We start from the raw sequence: 15,350 nt of genomic DNA, 5'->3' as shown, positions 1-15,350 counted from the left end.
TGTTCGATGTGAAAGTTTCTCGGCCACTGCTGCGAAAATGGGCCGCTTGCCTTCCATATGGGCAAAACTTGCGCTTCAATCAAACGAATTGTATTCATGCTATCGTTCAAAAAAATTGATCCGAATAACCGCAAGGTACGATCATGGCAAAACTGCCCGGCGCCGGCACGCCGCTCATAGATCTCGATCTCTACCGCACCTTTGTTGCGATTGCGGAAACTTCAAGTTTTACAAAGGCTTCCGAACTTGTCGGGCGCACACCTTCCGCTGTGTCCATGCAGATCAAGAAGCTGGAGACGCTGCTGCAGGTTTCGGTGTTCGCGCGGGAGGGGCGCACGGTGCGTCTCACCCCGGAAGGCGAAGCACTGCTTGGCTATGCCCGGCGGATCCTGATGCTGAACGAGGAAGCGGTCGGATTGTTCGTTTCGCCGGAGGTCGAGGGGGAGGTCAGGTTCGGCGCGCCGTCGGATTTCGGCACCCGTTTCCTGCCCAACATCCTGTCGCGTTTTGCCCGGACCCATCCGGGCGTCAATGTGGATGTGCATCTGGACGGCAGTCCGAAACTGGATGAGAAGGTCAGGAAGCGCGAACTGGATCTTGCTCTCTTCACCGCGCGGCCGGGATCTGGTCTGGCGCGGAGCGGCGAAGTGGTCTTCAGGGAACCGCTCGTCTGGGTTGGACTGGAGGGCGGCATCGCCTATGAGCGCGAGCCCGTGCCGCTGGCGGTCTCCACGCCCGGTTGCCCGTGGCGCCGGGCGGCGCGGGTGGCTCTGGACGACGCGCAAAAACCCTACAGGATTTCCTACACCAGCTTTCACAGCGCCGGTCAGGAAGCGGCCCTGCTTGCCGATCTTGCCATAGCGCCCTTTCCCGCTAGCGTCGTCGCGCCGCCCCTGCAGGTGCTGGACAGCCGTCACGGACTTCCGGAAATCGGCGACTATCACATCATCATGGTCGAACGGCCCAGCGCGGGCAGAGCCACGCATGCCTTCGCCAAGCATGTGGAGGAGAGCTTTCGCGAGCTCAGCCTCAGCCTTCCGAACTGAACAACCCGCCTTGGGCAAACAGTTTGAACCTCCCGTCCGGTCGGTCTTTCGGCACGCGGCCATGTCCGCCTGGTTGTTTACCATATGCGGTCTTTTCCGGGACAAACCCGCACAACCACTGGCGCAAAAGTTAACAAGCGGTTACGATTCTTGGTAAACCAATCGTTAACAGCGAGACGCGTCATGAAACTGGTCTGCAAATCTCTTCTGGCCGCCGCCGGCCTCAGCCTCGTTCTGGGAGCTGCCGCACAGGCCGAAAGCGGCACGGTCCGCATCCTGCATGACGAGCCTTACGGCGCTGTCGTCACAAAGGAAGCCGGTGTGCTGGTGTTCCGCGCCCTGCCGCCGACCCGCAAGGTCGTCGTCAATCCGGACGGCAAGACGCCGCTGGAGCTGAAGCAGACGGAAGTGCGCGAAACCAATGTGGTGGTGATCGCCAACCAGAGCGACTATGTCCGTCACCTTGGCGCGAAGATCATCCGGCTGAAATAAGTAGATAGTACAGGCCGGATCGGCTTCACCTTGCGGTGTCACCCCTCTTGACGGGGCAAAAGTCCACTCTGCAAACGCTTCCTCGCGAGGTTTTTCAAGACTTCGCAATAGTCGCTGCCATTTCCTTTTCATTTATGAGCATTTGACCCTTAGTAAACCGGCTTGCCGCCCACGGCGTATGTCCTGTGAAGCAACACAGGAGTTCGACCATGAAGATCAGAGAACGGATCGAGTATCTTTCCAAACCCAAGCCCTTTACCGCAGGACCTGACCAGACCGTCCTGGAGGCCGCGAGGGAAATGTCGTCCCGGAACATTGGGTCCGTAATCATCACGGATACGGAAAACAAGGTTATCGGGCTGGTCACCGAGCGCGATCTCATGCGCCGGATCGTGGCCGAGAACAAAAGGCCGGATGAGGCCAAACTTTCCGAAATCATGACAACCAATCTGCGTGTGGCACGCGAAGGCGACAACGTCATCGACTGGTTGCGGGTGATGTCGAACGAGCGGTTCCGACGTCTTCCGGTCGTCGACGACGAGGGAAAACTCGTGTCGATCATGACCCAGGGCGATTTCGTCTCCTACACGTGGCCCGAACTGTTGAAGCTGTTTTCGGATCGGGTGGAGAAGAAGCTTGGTTTCAACAATCAGCATCTTTGGATCATTGGTGGCGTGCTGGTCTATGGCATCGCGATGGCCGTGATCCTGGTGACGGCCATGTGATCGTTACGGCCGCCAAAGCGCGCAAGGGCCGTCGGGCTTTTTTGAAGGCAATGACTACATGCGCATGCGTTCGGCTTTCGGGTCGAATAGGGGTTCGATGATCAGGGTCGCCTTGCGGCGGTCTCCGAGGATCTCGATCTCGAATGCACCTTTGCCGGTCTCTTCGGCCAGTGCCGCCGGCACGTAGCCCTGGGCGAGGGATCTTCCGATAAAATGCGCATAGCCGCCAGAGGTGATCCAGCCGATCACCTTGCCCTGGTGCCAGACCGGTTCGTCGCCCATGACATCGGCGTCCAGGGCATCGACGACAAAAGTGACCCGCCGCCGCTCCGGTCCTTCCTCGAATTCCGTCCGGGCCGCTTCCTTGCCGATGAACGTCTCTTTCGACAGTTTCACGAAGCGGCCGAGGTCGGCCTCATACGGGCCGTAGATCGGCCGGAACTCTCGGAACCAGGTGCCGAAATTCTTTTCAAGGCGCAGGGACAGGAGAGCCCGCATGCCGAAATTGCGGATGCCGAATTCCGCGCCTGCCGCCATCAGCGCGTCATAGACCTGACGTTCGTATTCCGGAGCCATCCAGATCTCGTAGCCAAGATCGCCGGTATAGCTGATGCGGTTGACTTTGCAGGGCGCGCTGGCGACATCCATCTCGCGAAAATCCATGAAACGGAAGGCTTCGCCCGAGACGTCGTCGCCGGTCACCTTTGCCAGAACCTTGCGGGCATTCGGGCCTGCGACGGAGAGGCCGACCCAGCCGAGATTGAGGGCGCGTATGGCCACCGAGCCATCCGCGGTCAGGTGCTTTTCGAACCAGCGCATGTGCGTGATCTCGGCCTGGGACGAGCCGAACATGTAGAATTTTTCCTCGCCCGCGCGGGCAATGGTGAAATCGCCGATGAGCTTGCCGCTGGTGTTCAGCATCGGCGTGAGGACGATGCGGCCCACCTTCGGCATGGTGTTGGTCATCAGTCTCGACAGGAAGCCTTCCGCGCCCGGGCCGGTGATCTCGTATTTGGCGAAGTTGGCGATCTCGGTGATGCCGACGCTTTCACGTACGGCGCGGCATTCCGCGCCGATGGCATCGAAGTCGTTGGAGCGGCGGAAGGACACGACGTCTTTCGGCTCCACGCCTTGCGGGGCGAACCAGAGCGGCGTTTCCAGTCCCCAGCTGTCGCCCATAACCGCGCCCTGGGCCAGCATGCGATCGTAAAGCGGCGTCGTCTGGTGCGGTCGTCCAGCGGGAAGCTCCTCGTTGGGGAAGCGGATGCGGAAGCGGCGGCGGTAGTTTTCCCGGACCTTGGCGTTGGTGTAGGAGAGCGTCGCCCAGGAACCGTAGCGGGCGACATCCATGCCCCAGATGTCATAACCCGGATCGCCATTGATCATCCAGTTGGCGAGCGTCAGGCCGACGCCGCCGCCCTGGCTGAAACCGGCCATGACGCCGCAGGCGACCCAGTAGTTCCTGAGGCCCCGGACAGGCCCGACCAGTGGGTTGCCGTCGGGCGCGAAGGTGAAGGGGCCGTTGATGATCTGCTTGATGCCGGCATTCTGCAACGCCGGGAAATGCTCGAAGCCGACTTCCAGTTCCGGGGCGATGCGGTCGAGATCGGGCGGAAGCAGCTCGTGGCCGAAGTCCCAGGGTGTCTCGCGCGGGCTCCAGGGGCGGCAGTTCTGCTCGTAGGTGCCCAGCAGGATACCCTTGCCTTCCTGGCGGGTGTAGATCTCGCCGCCGAAGTCGAGCACCCCGATCAGTTCCTTGCCGGTGGCTTCGTTGTGGGCGGTGACTTCCGGCATTTCGTCGGTCAGCAGATACATGTGCTCCATGGCAAGGACCGGCAGCTCGATGCCGACCATGCGGCCGCATTCGCGTGCCCACAACCCGCCCGCATTGACCACATGCTCGGCGCGGATGGTGCCCTTGTTCGTAATCACGTCCCAGGTTCCGTCGGGGGTCTGGACCAGCTCTTCCACCTTTGTATGCCGGTAGACGGTGGCGCCGTTGACGCGGGCGGCCTTGGCATAGGCGTGGGTTGTACCGGAGGGGTCGAGGTGGCCTTCGACCGGATCCCACAGCGCGCCGATGAAATGTTTCTCGTCGAGGATCGGGAACATCGCCTTGGCTTCGCTGACCGAGATCAATTCCAGGTCCATGCCGAGATAACGGCCCTTGGCCTGGGCAAGACGCAGGAAGTCCATGCGCTCGGGTGTGTCGGCGAGCATGACGCCGCCGGTCAGATGCAGGCTGCAAGACTGGCCGGAGATCTCTTCCAGCTCCTTGTAGAGGTCGACGGTATAGCTCTGCAACTGGGCAACGTTCGGGTCGCCGTTGAGAGTGTGGAACCCGCCGGCGGCATGCCAGGATGAGCCGGAGGTCAGTTCGTCGCGCTCGACCAGCGTCACGTCCTTCCAGCCGAGCTTGGTCAGATGGTAGAGGACACTGCATCCGACGACACCGCCACCAATGACAACGACCTGCGTGTGGGTTTTCATGAAGCTTGCTCCGGAGGCCCTTCCTGGCGGGAAGGCTGATTGTTCGTTCGGGTTCGGATTTCGGTAAGGTCAGAAGTCGGTAGGGGCTCCGCCTTCCTCCTTGCGTCTTTCGACAAAGGCGGTGATCTCATCGTCGATCGCGGGATCGAGCAGCGGCGCCTCATAGGCTTCCAGCGCTTGTTTGTAGAGCCTGTTGGCCTTGTCGTAGGCGGTCGGGCTGCCGGCTTCCACCCAGGTCTCGTGGTTGCGCCAGTCGGAGACAATCGGCGCATAAAAGGCATCCTTGTAACGGTCCTGGGTGTGCTGTGTGCCGAAGAAGTGTCCGGCGGGGCCCACGTCCCGGATCGCATCGAGCGCCAGCGCCTCTTCGGAGACATCCAGCGGCGTCATGTATTCGGCGAGCATCTGCAGAAGGTCGACATCGGTGATGAATTTCTCGAAGCCGGCGCTGAGGCCGCCTTCCAGCCAGCCGGCGGCATGTTTGATGATATTGCCGCCGCCGGTGACCGCACCCCATTGGGAGAGCGTGGTTTCAAGCGCCGCCTGATAATCGACCGTGTTGGAAGCGCAGACCCCGGAGGAGCGGTAGGGCAGCTTATAGCGGCGGGCGAGCTGGCCGCCGACGATGGCCGCCTTCATGTATTCCGGGGTGCCGAAGGCGGGCGCCCCCGACTTCATGTCGACATTGGAGGTAAAACCGCCATAGACGACCGGCGCGCCGGGGCGGACGATCTGTGCGAATGCGATGCCGGCGAGAGCTTCCGCGTTCTGCAGGGTCAGAGCGCCTGCGACGGTCACCGGCGCCATGGCGCCCGCCAGGGTGAAGGGGGTGACGATGGACACCTGGCCGGCCCTGGCCATCTCGATCAGGCCCTGCAGCATCGGCGTGTCGAGACGCAGGGGAGAGGAGGTGTTGATCACCGTGGCGACACAGGGTGTGCTGATGAACTCTTCTCTGGAAAGGCCGTTGGCAATGCGGGTGATTTCCAGACCGTCCAGGTTCCGCTCCCGGCCGAGGGAGTAGATGTGAAACACCTTGTCGGTCATGCGCGCCATGTCGGCAACGCAGTCGAGATGCCGGATGGAAGCGTGCAGATCGACCGGCTCGACCGGATAGCCCAGCACACAATGAATGATGTTGAAGAACTGGGAGAGTTTGAGGAAATCGCGGAAATCCTGCTGGTTGCCGGGACGCCGGCCCCTGTCGCGGTCGACCGCGTTGGGGGCGCTGGCGACACAGGAAAATGCGATGGCGTCGCCGCCGATATGAAGGTCATGGGCGCGGTTGCGGGCACGCATGGTGAATTCGGCCGGCGCTTTTGCGATGAGTTCCGTGACCATGGCGCGATCCATGCGCACGCGGTCTTCTCCGGGCTTCACGTCCGCGCCCGCGGCCTTCAACAGCCCTCTTGCCTCTTCGTGCAGGAAATCGATGCCGATTTCCTCAAGCACCTGCATGGAAGCGTCGTGGATGGCTTCCAACTGGTCGGCGGAAACGGCTTCCAGCGGCTTGTAGATATGCCGGGGTTGTCTGAAGGGTTTCTGGGGGAAGAGCTCGGGGCCGGCGCTCGTGCCGCCCCTGCGCCGCCGTCCGCGCCGGGCCGGTGCCGTGTCGCTCACGGGAGCTGCGTCAATATCCGCCGTCATCTGGTCCGCCATCCTGTTTGGTGAGGCCGCTTGCCGGATGGCAGCGGCGGAGGGTGTCCGCACTGCCGGACCGTGCCGTCCGGTTTGAATTTACCGGAGGTGGCGGATTTGCCGTGCAGTCTCAGAGCGACGGTCAGTGCTACGACTCCGACATCGCCGGATTTCGAACTGCCCTGGCGGCGAGGCCATGAAACTTTGGCTTGACGGCCTCGACAGGATCGGAGCATCAGGGTTCAGAAGAATCCGCCGCGGGACGAGAGGTACAGGTGAGCGAACGGCTTTCGGACACGCAGTTGCTGGCCTTCCTGAAAACCCGTTTGCCGGTGGCGGACTGGTCCACCGCGTTCCTGCGCCCCTTGCCGGTCAATTACACCAGCCGTTTCTGGCGTCTGGACGCTGTCGAGCGGGTCTATGTCATCAAGGAATTCTTTCCCGGCAACGAGGACAACCCGCTTTATCCGACCTTGCCGCAGCAGGAAGCCGACGCGCTGAACGTGCTGGCCCGGCACGCGCTTGCGCCGGATCTGGAGAGCTTCGTGACCAGTCCCACCGGTACGCCTTTGCTTGTGTATGGCTACGATCCCGCGAAATCGGACGAGATCGATGTCGGCGAGGCGGCGGATCTGATCGGGCGCTTCGCGGCGCTGAAGGAAACCATACAAGGCCACCAGACGGTTCCGGCGGGATTTCACGAGGTGCTGGCGCGCGGGGATGCCATGCTGGCCGCCATTCCGGACAGCCGCAAGGCCGCCAATCTCAAGCGCCTGCGTCCGGCCGATACGCTGGTCGAAAAGCGTGTTGTCGCGCGGTCGCTGGTGCACCGCAGTTTCTGCCTCGGCACCATTCTGGCAACGGCAGGCGGGGCGCGGCTGATCGACTGGCAGTATGCAGGCCTTGGCGATCCGGTCGAGGACATCGCTGGCTTCGTGTCGCCCGGTCTTGCCACTCTCTACGGTCTGCACCCGCTGGTCGCCCATGCGGAGGAGCTGTTTCTGAAGCACTATCCGGACCGGGAGACGGTCGGCCGGTTCCTGGAAGAACGCAGCGCCTATCACTGGCGGCTGGCGGCCTATTGCCTGCTCCGGCAGGAAACCCTGACGCATTCCAACGCCCCGGCGGCCCGCGCCTACGGCCGGGCGCTGGAAGAAGAGGTCGATCTGCTGCTGCGCCTCAAAAACCGGTAGGTCTGGCCGGGCCGGTGTAATCGTTCTGTCACATGGGGACGATACCGGGAAGCATGTCCATTCATCTCTCTTCCGTCACCCGGTCTTTCGGCGCCCACAAAGCCCTGAACAATGTCTCGCTCTCTATAGAGGACGGCATGTTTTTCGTGGTCGTGGGGCCGTCGGGATGCGGCAAGTCCACGCTTCTGAGAGCAATCGCAGGGCTGGAGCCGATCGATCGCGGAACCATCTCTCTGGACAATTTGCCGGTTGCTGGTGACGGGCTGCATGTTCCGCCGGAGCAGCGGCAGGTCGGTGTGGTGTTCCAGTCCTATGCCCTGTGGCCGCATATGAATGTCGGTGCCAATGTGGCGTTTCCGCTCGAATCCGCGGGGATGAAGCGGTCCGCGGTTGCAAAAAGGGTCGCCGAATGCCTCGAGACGGTTGCCCTGAGCGAGTTTCGCCAGCGCAAGCCGGCGGAACTTTCCGGCGGTCAGCGCCAGCGTGTGGCTCTTGCCCGCTGCCTGGCGCAGGGGGCGGGGACGGTTCTGATGGACGAGCCGCTGGCCAATCTCGATCCGCATTTGCGCAGCGCCATGGAGGAAGAGCTTGCCGCTTTTCATGCGGCGAGCGGCGCAACAACCCTGTTCATCACTCACGATCAGCGCGAGGCGATGGCGCTTGCCGACAAGGTCGCGGTGATGTGGGACGGCGAAATCCTGCAGGTGGCCGATCCGGACACGCTCTACCGGCGGCCGCTGTCCAAACGTGTCGCGGGCTTTATCGGCCGCAGCACCCTGGTGCCCGTGACAGTCATGCGCACGGAAGGGGATGAAGCGGAGGTCAGGCTCGGCGGGGACACCCTGGAAGTGGCATGCCCCAAAGAAACCGTTCCCGGACCGGCAACGCTGCTGCTGCGGCCGGAGCATCTGGTGCTGGCGACCGGGTCATACGGATTTGCCGCCACGGTTCAAAAGACGATTTACCGGGGCGGGTACTGGGAAGTCTTCGTGACGCTCGAGGGCCTGCAGGACCCGTTGCTGATGGTCCTCCACCGCAAGGCGGCGCCGGGCGACACGCTTCGGCTGGAGATTATCCGCGGCTGGGTGTTGCCGCAGTAGCCATCGTTTTCGTTCTCCTGAATCCGGCTTTCTGCCAGGCGTCGTCCTGACCGCAGGCATCGGAGAAAGTTGCCCCTCAATCCTTCCAGGGGATCGTTCCGGCGGGAACCCTCCCGGCCAGAGCGTTCATGCCCAGCATGATGACGATGGTGGCGAGGACGACGACGGTGGACATGGCTGCCGCCAGGGTGGTGTAGCCGCCGTCCTCATAGTTGAAGATGGTCGTGCCGATGGTCTCGTTGCCGGTCGACCAGAGCAGGGCGGAGACCGTGACTTCGTTATAGGCCGTCAGGAAGACGAGAATGGCGCCGGAGGCTGCCGAGGGTGCGGCGAGCGGGGCGAAGATCCTGCGCATGCGCCGGAAGAAACCTGCACCGGAAACTCTGGCCGCATCCTCCAGAGAGGTGTCCATCTGCAGGAAGGCGGCGGTGACCGGTTTGAGGCCGACGGCGAGAAACACCGAGACATAGGCGATCAGAATGATCCAGAGCGTGCCGTAGATGGAGACGCCGAGGAACGGCAGCGGCCGGATGAAAGCCAGTATGAAGGCGATCGACATGACGAGGCCGGGCACCGCGAAGGCGATCTCGGACTGGGTGAAGGCGGCGCCTGCCCAGCGGCGGTGACCCGCATGCCGGTGGGCCAGATAATATCCGAGCAGCAGACTGATCAGGGCGATGACCGCCGCTGCGACACCGGCAATGAATGTGGAGTTGGCAAAGGCGCGCAGGGTCACCGATTGCCGCCACAGGACCTCGATGAAATTGTCCAGCGTCAGCGTTTCGGCCGAGAGCGGCAGGCCGTAGGTTCTCACCAGGGAGGTTGCCAGCAGGGAGGCGGCGGGCAGCAGGAGCACGGAGGCGACGAAGAGCCAGACCAGGGCTTCCACCCAGGGTTTTTTGCGGCCGAGGGAAATGGCGAGCGGGTCCTGGGGCAGGCCGATCAGGCCGGTGCGCATTCGCTGCTGCAACAGGCTCTGGATCACGATGGCCACCAGCGCCACCAGCGCCAGAATGACGGAGATCACCGCGACGTTGGGCAGCACGTCCGGGCCGAAACTGGCCAGCCGCCGCCAGACCAGAACCGGCAGGGTGGTGTAGCGGGCGGGAATGCCGATCAGGGCATTGATGCCGAAATTTCCCAGGGCGGCGACGAAGGCAAGCGCGAACCCGGCCAAAAGGGACGGGCCGAGCAGCGGAAGGGTGATACGCCGCAGCATGGTTAGGGCCGGAGCCCCGGAGGTTCGCGCTGCATCCGACAGTTCACGCGGAAACGATCTGAGGGCCGCCCGCACCAGAAGAAACACCAGCGGAGCGTGCTGAAGCGTCAGGAGGAGGACAAGGCCGGCGCGCGAATACAGCGGATGGGTGGAGCCGATCTCCGGCGCCAGACCCAGCCAGCGCAGAACGGGACTGGCCGGTCCGAGCGTCTGGATCCAGGCGATGGCCGTCACATGCGGCGGGATCATCATCGGCAGCAGGATGAGGAACACCAGATAGCCCTTGGCCCGGATATCGGTCAGGCCGATCAGCAGCGCCAGAAAGGTCCCGAGCAGCGTTGCGGCGAGTGCGGATAGGAAGCTGCTTTCGATGGAATGCCAGAGCGCGCGCTGCACCGACCGGTTCTGAACGGCCTCAAGCAGCGGGCCGAAGTCGAGGCCGGTCGCACTTGTCAGGCCGGTTTTGAAAAGAAGAAGAAGCGGCAGGCCGCAGATCAGCGTAGCTCCTAGAACAAGGAGCAGGAGTGTTGATTTTTCGGCTGTCGGCAGGGTTTGCAACGGTCTTACCGCCGTTTCCGGACGTCATTCCGGATCGGCGCGCAGCTTTGGCTGCGTTTGTCCGGAATGACGTTTGGGTGTGTGTGGGAGACAGCGCGGAAAATCCGCGCTGCCCGGTTTGGCATGCCTTGAGTGGATCAGCCGCCGAAGATTTCGGTGAACTTCATCTTGTTGGCCTGGTCCTTTTCCAGCGCTTCGGCCGGATCGAAAGCCATGAGCTTGATCTGGTCGCGGGCGGGGAAGCCCTCGGGAGCCTGTATACCCGGGTGGGCCGGAAGATAGCCTTGGGAAGCTGCCAGCTTCTGGCCGTCTTCGGAGATCAGGAAGTCGACGAAGGCTTTCGCCGCAGTGGTGTTCTGCGCGGTGGAGAGGATCGCTACCGGCTCGGTGACGGCGGAGACGCCTTCCTCGGGGAAGACGAACTCGACCGGAGCGCCCTTGAGTTTTTCACGGATCGGCAGGAAATCGACGACGAAGCCGTAGAGCTTTTCACCGCCGGCGATGGCCTTGTAGGTGCCGCCGTTGCCGCCCTTGGGATTGGCACCCTGGTCCGCGAGACCTTCATAGTATGCCCAGCCGAGATCCGGATTGGAGGTCAGCGCCGTCATGTGAATGGTCGCGGCACCGGACGTCAGGGGCGAGGGCATGGCCAGCTTGTCCTTGGCATCCGCCTTCAGCAGATCCTTGTAGGAGGTCGGCTTCATCGGCGCATTGGTGTTGTACATGATGCCGGTGGTGATCAGCTTGGTGGAAAAATAGCTCTTGTCCTTGTCCATGATCGCCGGATCGTAGGCGGAAACATTGGCGCCTTCGTGGGGCATCAACCGGCCTTCCTTCTTCAGGCCTTCCATGGTCACCATGTCGGCAATCAGCAGAACGTCGGGCTTCGGCGCGCCGGCTTCGAATTCCGCCCGCAGCTTCGCCATCACCTTGGTGGTGCCGTCGCGAACCCAGTCGACTTCGACATCCGGATACATGGCGGTGAAGGCGTCAACGGTCGCCTGGGCGTCCGCGTTCGGCTGGGAGGTATAAAGGACGAGCTTGCCGGTAATATCATCGGCGAATGCGGACGTGGACGCCGCTGCCAGAAGGCTGGCTGCGATCAGAAGATTTTTCATGTGACAGATCCTTTGCGCAGAACCGCGAAAATGAAGATGCGGATGCAAATCGCCTATCAGGTGAACATGACAGTTTTATTCAAGAAATCGACAATCGCGTCAGATGCTTAGCCGGGAAATTATTTTGGCGCTTCGCCATTGTGCCGAAGGCCGCCCGCCGGCCGCACTTGGGCGAGACGGGCGGCGAATGCTTCAGGTGTATCGGAGGCAGGTGCCTTCCGAGACGAGATCCAGGCCCTGAGACCGGTTTTCAAGAGCGGCGGGCAATCCGTACACCGGTTCCAGATATAGCGCGTAGGTGGAGTGATGCACCGGCAGGATCTTGCCCGGCTTCAAGCGGTCGACAAAGTCGGTAACATGATTGGATCCCATGCTGATCTGGCCAAGCGGTCCCGTAGTGCCGACACCGCCCAGATGCGGTATGAAGATGTCCGGCCTTCCAAGCGGCGCGACTGCTTCGAGGACTCTCGGCGTCGGGAACGTGTCACCGGTCCAGTAGACCGTCTTCTGCCAACTGTCCTGCTCAAAGGTCAGCCAGTAGCCGTTGCCTGGTCCAAGAATGCCTGCAATTTCCGGGTTCTCGGAATGCTCCGCCGGAACCGCGCTGATGGTCACCGATACCTTGCCCTTTTTCAGAACCTGATGCTGGCCCCAGTCCGCCTGCCGCGTGTCCGAGAACCCCTTGGCGGCAAGTTTGGCGCGGTCATGAGCCGGCACGAAGAACGGCATCTCCTTCGGGAGCATCCGTTCCGCTTCCTGGTCGAAATGGTCCTCATGGAGATGGGAGACCAGCACGTGATCCACTGGTGCGAGATCGATGCCCGAGAACGGCGTGTTGCGCTTGTGGAAGATGACATCCGGGCCCTTGGCGAGATCGAACATCGCATTCGGATTGCCCATTTGAAAAGCCCTGTCGCCCTCGCCGAAGGCGGGATCGGTCAGCAGGGTCAGCTCTCCGCAGATCAACAACATGGTCGCACCTCCAAGCCAGGTGATGTCCAGGCTGGGGACGTCCTGACCGGGGGCTGCGCCTGCATCAAAGGATGTTCCCAGAATTGCGGGGGTGGCCAAAGTCATCGTGCCGGCTGATTTCAGGAAAGTGCGCCGTTTCATCTTGAGACCTCATCGAGTGTGGTGGATGCCGATTGAGGTAGACCCTTATGAAGGTTCGGAGTAGTTAGATAATTATGAGTAGATTGGCTGAAGTATTCGTTCAATGAGGGCGCTCACGCATCTGGAAACTTTCGTGGAAGTGGCCGGCAGCGGCAGCTTTGCGGAAGCTGCGCGCAGGCTGAAATTGCCGCGCTCCACCGTAACGGCGCGGATCAAGGCGCTGGAGGAAAACCTTGGCGTGGCGCTCTTCCGCCGCACCACCCGCCAGGTTCGTCTGACCCAGGAGGGCGAGGCCTATCTGTCCGGTGTCGAGCCGGCAATGAAACAGCTCGAAGAAGCGGGTGAGCGGTTGCGCTCGGCGGGCGCACCGCAGGGCCCCGTCCGACTGTCCGTTCCGGTCGACCTGCCGCTCGACCGCCTCGCAAACGCGATAAAAGACTTCAATGGTCTTTATCCGAAGGTGCAGATCGAGGTCCATATCAGCGACCGGCCTGTTGATCTGACGGGTGAACGGTTCGATTTCGCCCTGCGCGGCAATCGTGCGGCTTCGGAGAATGTCGTCATTCGCAAGATTGCCTCCAGTCCTCTGGTTGCTGTTGCGCCGCCGGAACTGGCCACTGGAAAGCCTTTCGACGCGCTGGTTCGGGAGGGGCGTGTGCTGGATCCCGCAGGCGTGCTTGAAGACGCGGGAGACACATCCGCGCCAGCCATCTTCCGAACGCGCAATCTCCAGCTTGTTCGGGCGCTGGTTCTGACCGGCGGCGTTGCAGCGATCCTGCCGCGATCGATATGCGCGGACGCTTTGGAGGTGGGTGCACTCGCGGAAATCAGTTGTCCGCAGTCCTTGCCCGATCTGCCGCTCTACCTGGTGCTGCCATCACGCAAGTTCATCCCCAAGCGGGTGCGCCTGCTCATGGAACACCTGGCTGCGGTCTTTGCCTGAGGCCGCAAATATTGTGTTCGCTCGTATGCAAGGATTGCCGTTCTAGTGCTTGTCGGCTATGACCGCGCGACTACGTATTAATCGATTTATGAAAGGCAATGTTCATGAGCTCACAGGGCGCTGTTGCAGAAATCGGCCTGATTGGCCTGGGGACCATGGGCGGGAATCTGGCGCTCAACATTGCCGAACACGGTTTTCAGATCGCGGTCTACAACCGCACGACCGAGAAAACCGGCCAGTTCATCGCAAAGGCCGGCGATCTTGCCGGAAAACTCGTACCCACCGAGACTCTCCAGGACTTCGTTGCCGCGATCAAACCGCCGCGCGCGGTGATCCTGATGGTGCCGGCCGGCGAGGCGGTCGATGCGCAGATCGAGGCGCTGCGTCCGCTGCTGGACAGCGGAGACCTGATCATCGACGCGGGCAACGCGAATTACCACGACACCAACCGCCGTGCCGCCGAAGCTGCCGAAAAAGGCCCGCGCTTCATGGGTATCGGCGTTTCGGGTGGCGAGGAAGGCGCTCGCTTCGGTCCCTCCATCATGGGCGGCGGTGCGAAGGATGCCTGGGACCAGGTCGGTCACATCCTCGAGGCGATTTCCGCCAAGCACGAGGGCGAACCCTGCGCGGCCTATCTCGGGGAGGCCGGGGCGGGGCATCTGGTCAAGACTGTCCATAACGGCATTGAATACGCGGACATGCAGATGATTGCCGAAGTCTACGGCGTCATGCGCGACGGTTTCGGCCTGTCATCGGAGGAGATTGGCGGTGTTCTGGAAAAATGGAACGGCGGCATCCTGCAGTCCTACCTGATCGAGATTTCCGGCAAGGTCGCGAAAACGGCGGACCCGGAAACCGGTAAGCCGATGCTGGACATCATTCTGGACAAGGCAGGCCAGAAGGGCACCGGTCGCTGGACGGCCATCGAGGCCTTGATGCTGGGCACACCGGCCAGCGCCATCGAAGCGGCTGTCGCGGCCCGCAACATGTCGGCCCGGCTGGACGAGCGCAAGGCGGGTGAAAGCGAATTCGGCGCCTCTCCGACAGAGATGGACCGCGAAGCAGTGACCATCGACGCACTGGAAGCCGCGCTGGTTGCCGGCAAGATCATCTGCTACGCGCAGGGCTTCGGGCTGATCCTGGAAGCGGCCAAACAATATGGCTGGGCCATGCCGCTGCCGCAGATCGCCCGGATCTGGCGCAACGGCTGCATCATCCGCTCCGCCATGCTCAACGACATGTCGTCCGCCCTGGCCGACGACGCGGAGCGCAACCTGATGCTGGCGCCGTTCTTCTCCGAAAAGCTTAAAGAGACCGAGGCCAGCCTGCGGCAGGTTGTGGCGCAGGCGGCACTGCACGGACTGCCGGTTCCGGCGCTTTCCGCCGCGCTGTCCTATTTCGACATCATGCGCACGTCCCGCTCCACCGCCAACATGCTGCAGGGCCAGCGCGACTTCTTCGGTGCGCACGGTTTCGAGCGCACCGACAAGGACGGCGGCGGTTTCCATGGCCCCTGGGCGATGGGGTGAAGGACGCCTGCCTACTGCGGTCCATGATTTGCGGATGGTAGGGAGATAAACGCGCCGCCCCGGCCCTGAGCCGGGGGCCCTCCCGCGTAACCCGCTATGAAGGTCCCGGCTCATGGCCGGGACAGCGCGGTGGGAGATCGTTGGCGCCCGTATCCGCAACGAGGCTCTCCGGACAAGCTGTGCGCC

Annotated in this window: 12 protein-coding genes; 7 read left to right on the top strand and 5 right to left on the bottom strand. The window is 62.3% G+C overall.

The genetic code is table 11. The features are described from left to right. Positions 1-143 precede the first annotated feature (143 nt). The 3 genes from Q1B40_RS15265 to Q1B40_RS15255 all read left to right on the top strand — a co-directional run bounded on the left by Q1B40_RS15265 (position 144) and on the right by Q1B40_RS15255 (position 2,263). Complete coding sequence (locus tag Q1B40_RS15265; RefSeq protein WP_299816242.1) at positions 144-1,046, top strand: LysR substrate-binding domain-containing protein; 903 nt, start codon at positions 144-146, stop codon at positions 1,044-1,046. Between the two features lie 183 nt (positions 1,047-1,229). Continuing rightward, positions 1,230-1,538 carry a hypothetical protein gene (locus tag Q1B40_RS15260; protein WP_299816240.1) on the top strand — a complete coding sequence of 103 codons (309 nt, stop codon included), beginning with the start codon at positions 1,230-1,232 and terminating at the stop codon, positions 1,536-1,538. A gap of 209 nt (positions 1,539-1,747) precedes the next feature. Continuing rightward, positions 1,748-2,263, top strand: coding sequence for a cyclic nucleotide-binding/CBS domain-containing protein (locus Q1B40_RS15255; RefSeq protein ID WP_299816238.1), 516 nt, complete (start codon positions 1,748-1,750; stop codon positions 2,261-2,263). A gap of 54 nt (positions 2,264-2,317) precedes the next feature. On the opposite strand, the gene Q1B40_RS15250 is transcribed toward Q1B40_RS15255, so the two are convergent. Further along, complete coding sequence (locus Q1B40_RS15250; protein WP_299816236.1) at positions 2,318-4,753, bottom strand: FAD-dependent oxidoreductase; 2,436 nt, start codon at positions 4,751-4,753, stop codon at positions 2,318-2,320. 69 nt (positions 4,754-4,822) lie between these two features. After that, entirely contained in the window at positions 4,823-6,400 is a 1,578-nt protein-coding gene (locus tag Q1B40_RS15245; RefSeq protein WP_299816234.1) for a trimethylamine methyltransferase family protein, read from the bottom strand. Between the two features lie 266 nt (positions 6,401-6,666). Here Q1B40_RS15245 and Q1B40_RS15240 point away from each other — a divergent pair, with 266 nt between their 5' ends. Together Q1B40_RS15240 and Q1B40_RS15235 are read left to right on the top strand one after the other, a co-directional pair. Then, positions 6,667-7,584, top strand: a complete 918-nt coding sequence (locus tag Q1B40_RS15240; RefSeq protein ID WP_299816232.1) for a phosphotransferase — start codon at positions 6,667-6,669, stop codon at positions 7,582-7,584. Between the two features lie 53 nt (positions 7,585-7,637). Further along, complete coding sequence (locus tag Q1B40_RS15235) at positions 7,638-8,684, top strand: ABC transporter ATP-binding protein (RefSeq protein WP_299816230.1); 1,047 nt, start codon at positions 7,638-7,640, stop codon at positions 8,682-8,684. Positions 8,685-8,760: 76 nt separating this feature from the next. Here Q1B40_RS15235 and Q1B40_RS15230 read toward each other — a convergent pair whose 3' ends face one another. The 3 genes from Q1B40_RS15230 to Q1B40_RS15220 all read right to left on the bottom strand — a co-directional run bounded on the left by Q1B40_RS15230 (position 8,761) and on the right by Q1B40_RS15220 (position 12,692). After that, positions 8,761-10,461, bottom strand: coding sequence for an iron ABC transporter permease (locus tag Q1B40_RS15230; RefSeq protein WP_299816228.1), 1,701 nt, complete (start codon positions 10,459-10,461; stop codon positions 8,761-8,763). Positions 10,462-10,598: 137 nt separating this feature from the next. After that, positions 10,599-11,579: an ABC transporter substrate-binding protein gene (locus Q1B40_RS15225; protein ID WP_299816226.1), complete on the bottom strand. Its 981-nt coding sequence runs from the start codon at positions 11,577-11,579 to the stop codon at positions 10,599-10,601. Positions 11,580-11,771: 192 nt separating this feature from the next. Then, positions 11,772-12,692: an MBL fold metallo-hydrolase gene (locus Q1B40_RS15220; RefSeq protein ID WP_299816224.1), complete on the bottom strand. Its 921-nt coding sequence runs from the start codon at positions 12,690-12,692 to the stop codon at positions 11,772-11,774. A 103-nt stretch (positions 12,693-12,795) separates the two neighbouring features. On the opposite strand from Q1B40_RS15220, the gene Q1B40_RS15215 reads away from it, so the two are divergent. After that, the gene (locus tag Q1B40_RS15215; protein WP_299816222.1) at positions 12,796-13,635 is read left to right on the top strand and encodes a LysR family transcriptional regulator; all 840 of its coding nucleotides are present in this window, start codon (positions 12,796-12,798) and stop codon (positions 13,633-13,635) included. Between the two features lie 104 nt (positions 13,636-13,739). After that, entirely contained in the window at positions 13,740-15,164 is a 1,425-nt protein-coding gene (gndA, locus tag Q1B40_RS15210; RefSeq protein WP_299816220.1) for an NADP-dependent phosphogluconate dehydrogenase, read from the top strand. Positions 15,165-15,350: the final 186 nt, after the last annotated feature.

This window comes from uncultured Roseibium sp. (assembly GCF_947496995.1).
In the GTDB taxonomy this organism is placed as follows: Bacteria; Pseudomonadota; Alphaproteobacteria; order Rhizobiales; family Stappiaceae; genus Roseibium.
The sequence above is the reverse complement of the archived record's forward strand: the minus strand, read 5'-3'. Positions and strand labels throughout refer to the sequence as shown.

Bases quoted from the DNA above. Each gene is read 5' to 3' on its own strand.
- Q1B40_RS15265 (WP_299816242.1), top strand. From the start codon at position 144: ATGGCAAAACTGCCCGGCGCCGGCACGCCGCTCATAGATCTCGATCTC.
- Q1B40_RS15260 (WP_299816240.1), top strand. From the start codon at position 1,230: ATGAAACTGGTCTGCAAATCTCTTCTGGCCGCCGCCGGCCTCAGCCTC.
- Q1B40_RS15255 (WP_299816238.1), top strand. From the start codon at position 1,748: ATGAAGATCAGAGAACGGATCGAGTATCTTTCCAAACCCAAGCCCTTT.
- Q1B40_RS15250 (WP_299816236.1), bottom strand. From the start codon at position 4,753: ATGAAAACCCACACGCAGGTCGTTGTCATTGGTGGCGGTGTCGTCGGA.
- Q1B40_RS15245 (WP_299816234.1), bottom strand. From the start codon at position 6,400: ATGACGGCGGATATTGACGCAGCTCCCGTGAGCGACACGGCACCGGCC.
- Q1B40_RS15235 (WP_299816230.1), top strand. From the start codon at position 7,638: ATGTCCATTCATCTCTCTTCCGTCACCCGGTCTTTCGGCGCCCACAAA.
- Q1B40_RS15225 (WP_299816226.1), bottom strand. From the start codon at position 11,579: ATGAAAAATCTTCTGATCGCAGCCAGCCTTCTGGCAGCGGCGTCCACG.
- Q1B40_RS15220 (WP_299816224.1), bottom strand. From the start codon at position 12,692: ATGAAACGGCGCACTTTCCTGAAATCAGCCGGCACGATGACTTTGGCC.
- Q1B40_RS15215 (WP_299816222.1), top strand. From the start codon at position 12,796: ATGAGGGCGCTCACGCATCTGGAAACTTTCGTGGAAGTGGCCGGCAGC.
- gndA (WP_299816220.1), top strand. From the start codon at position 13,740: ATGAGCTCACAGGGCGCTGTTGCAGAAATCGGCCTGATTGGCCTGGGG.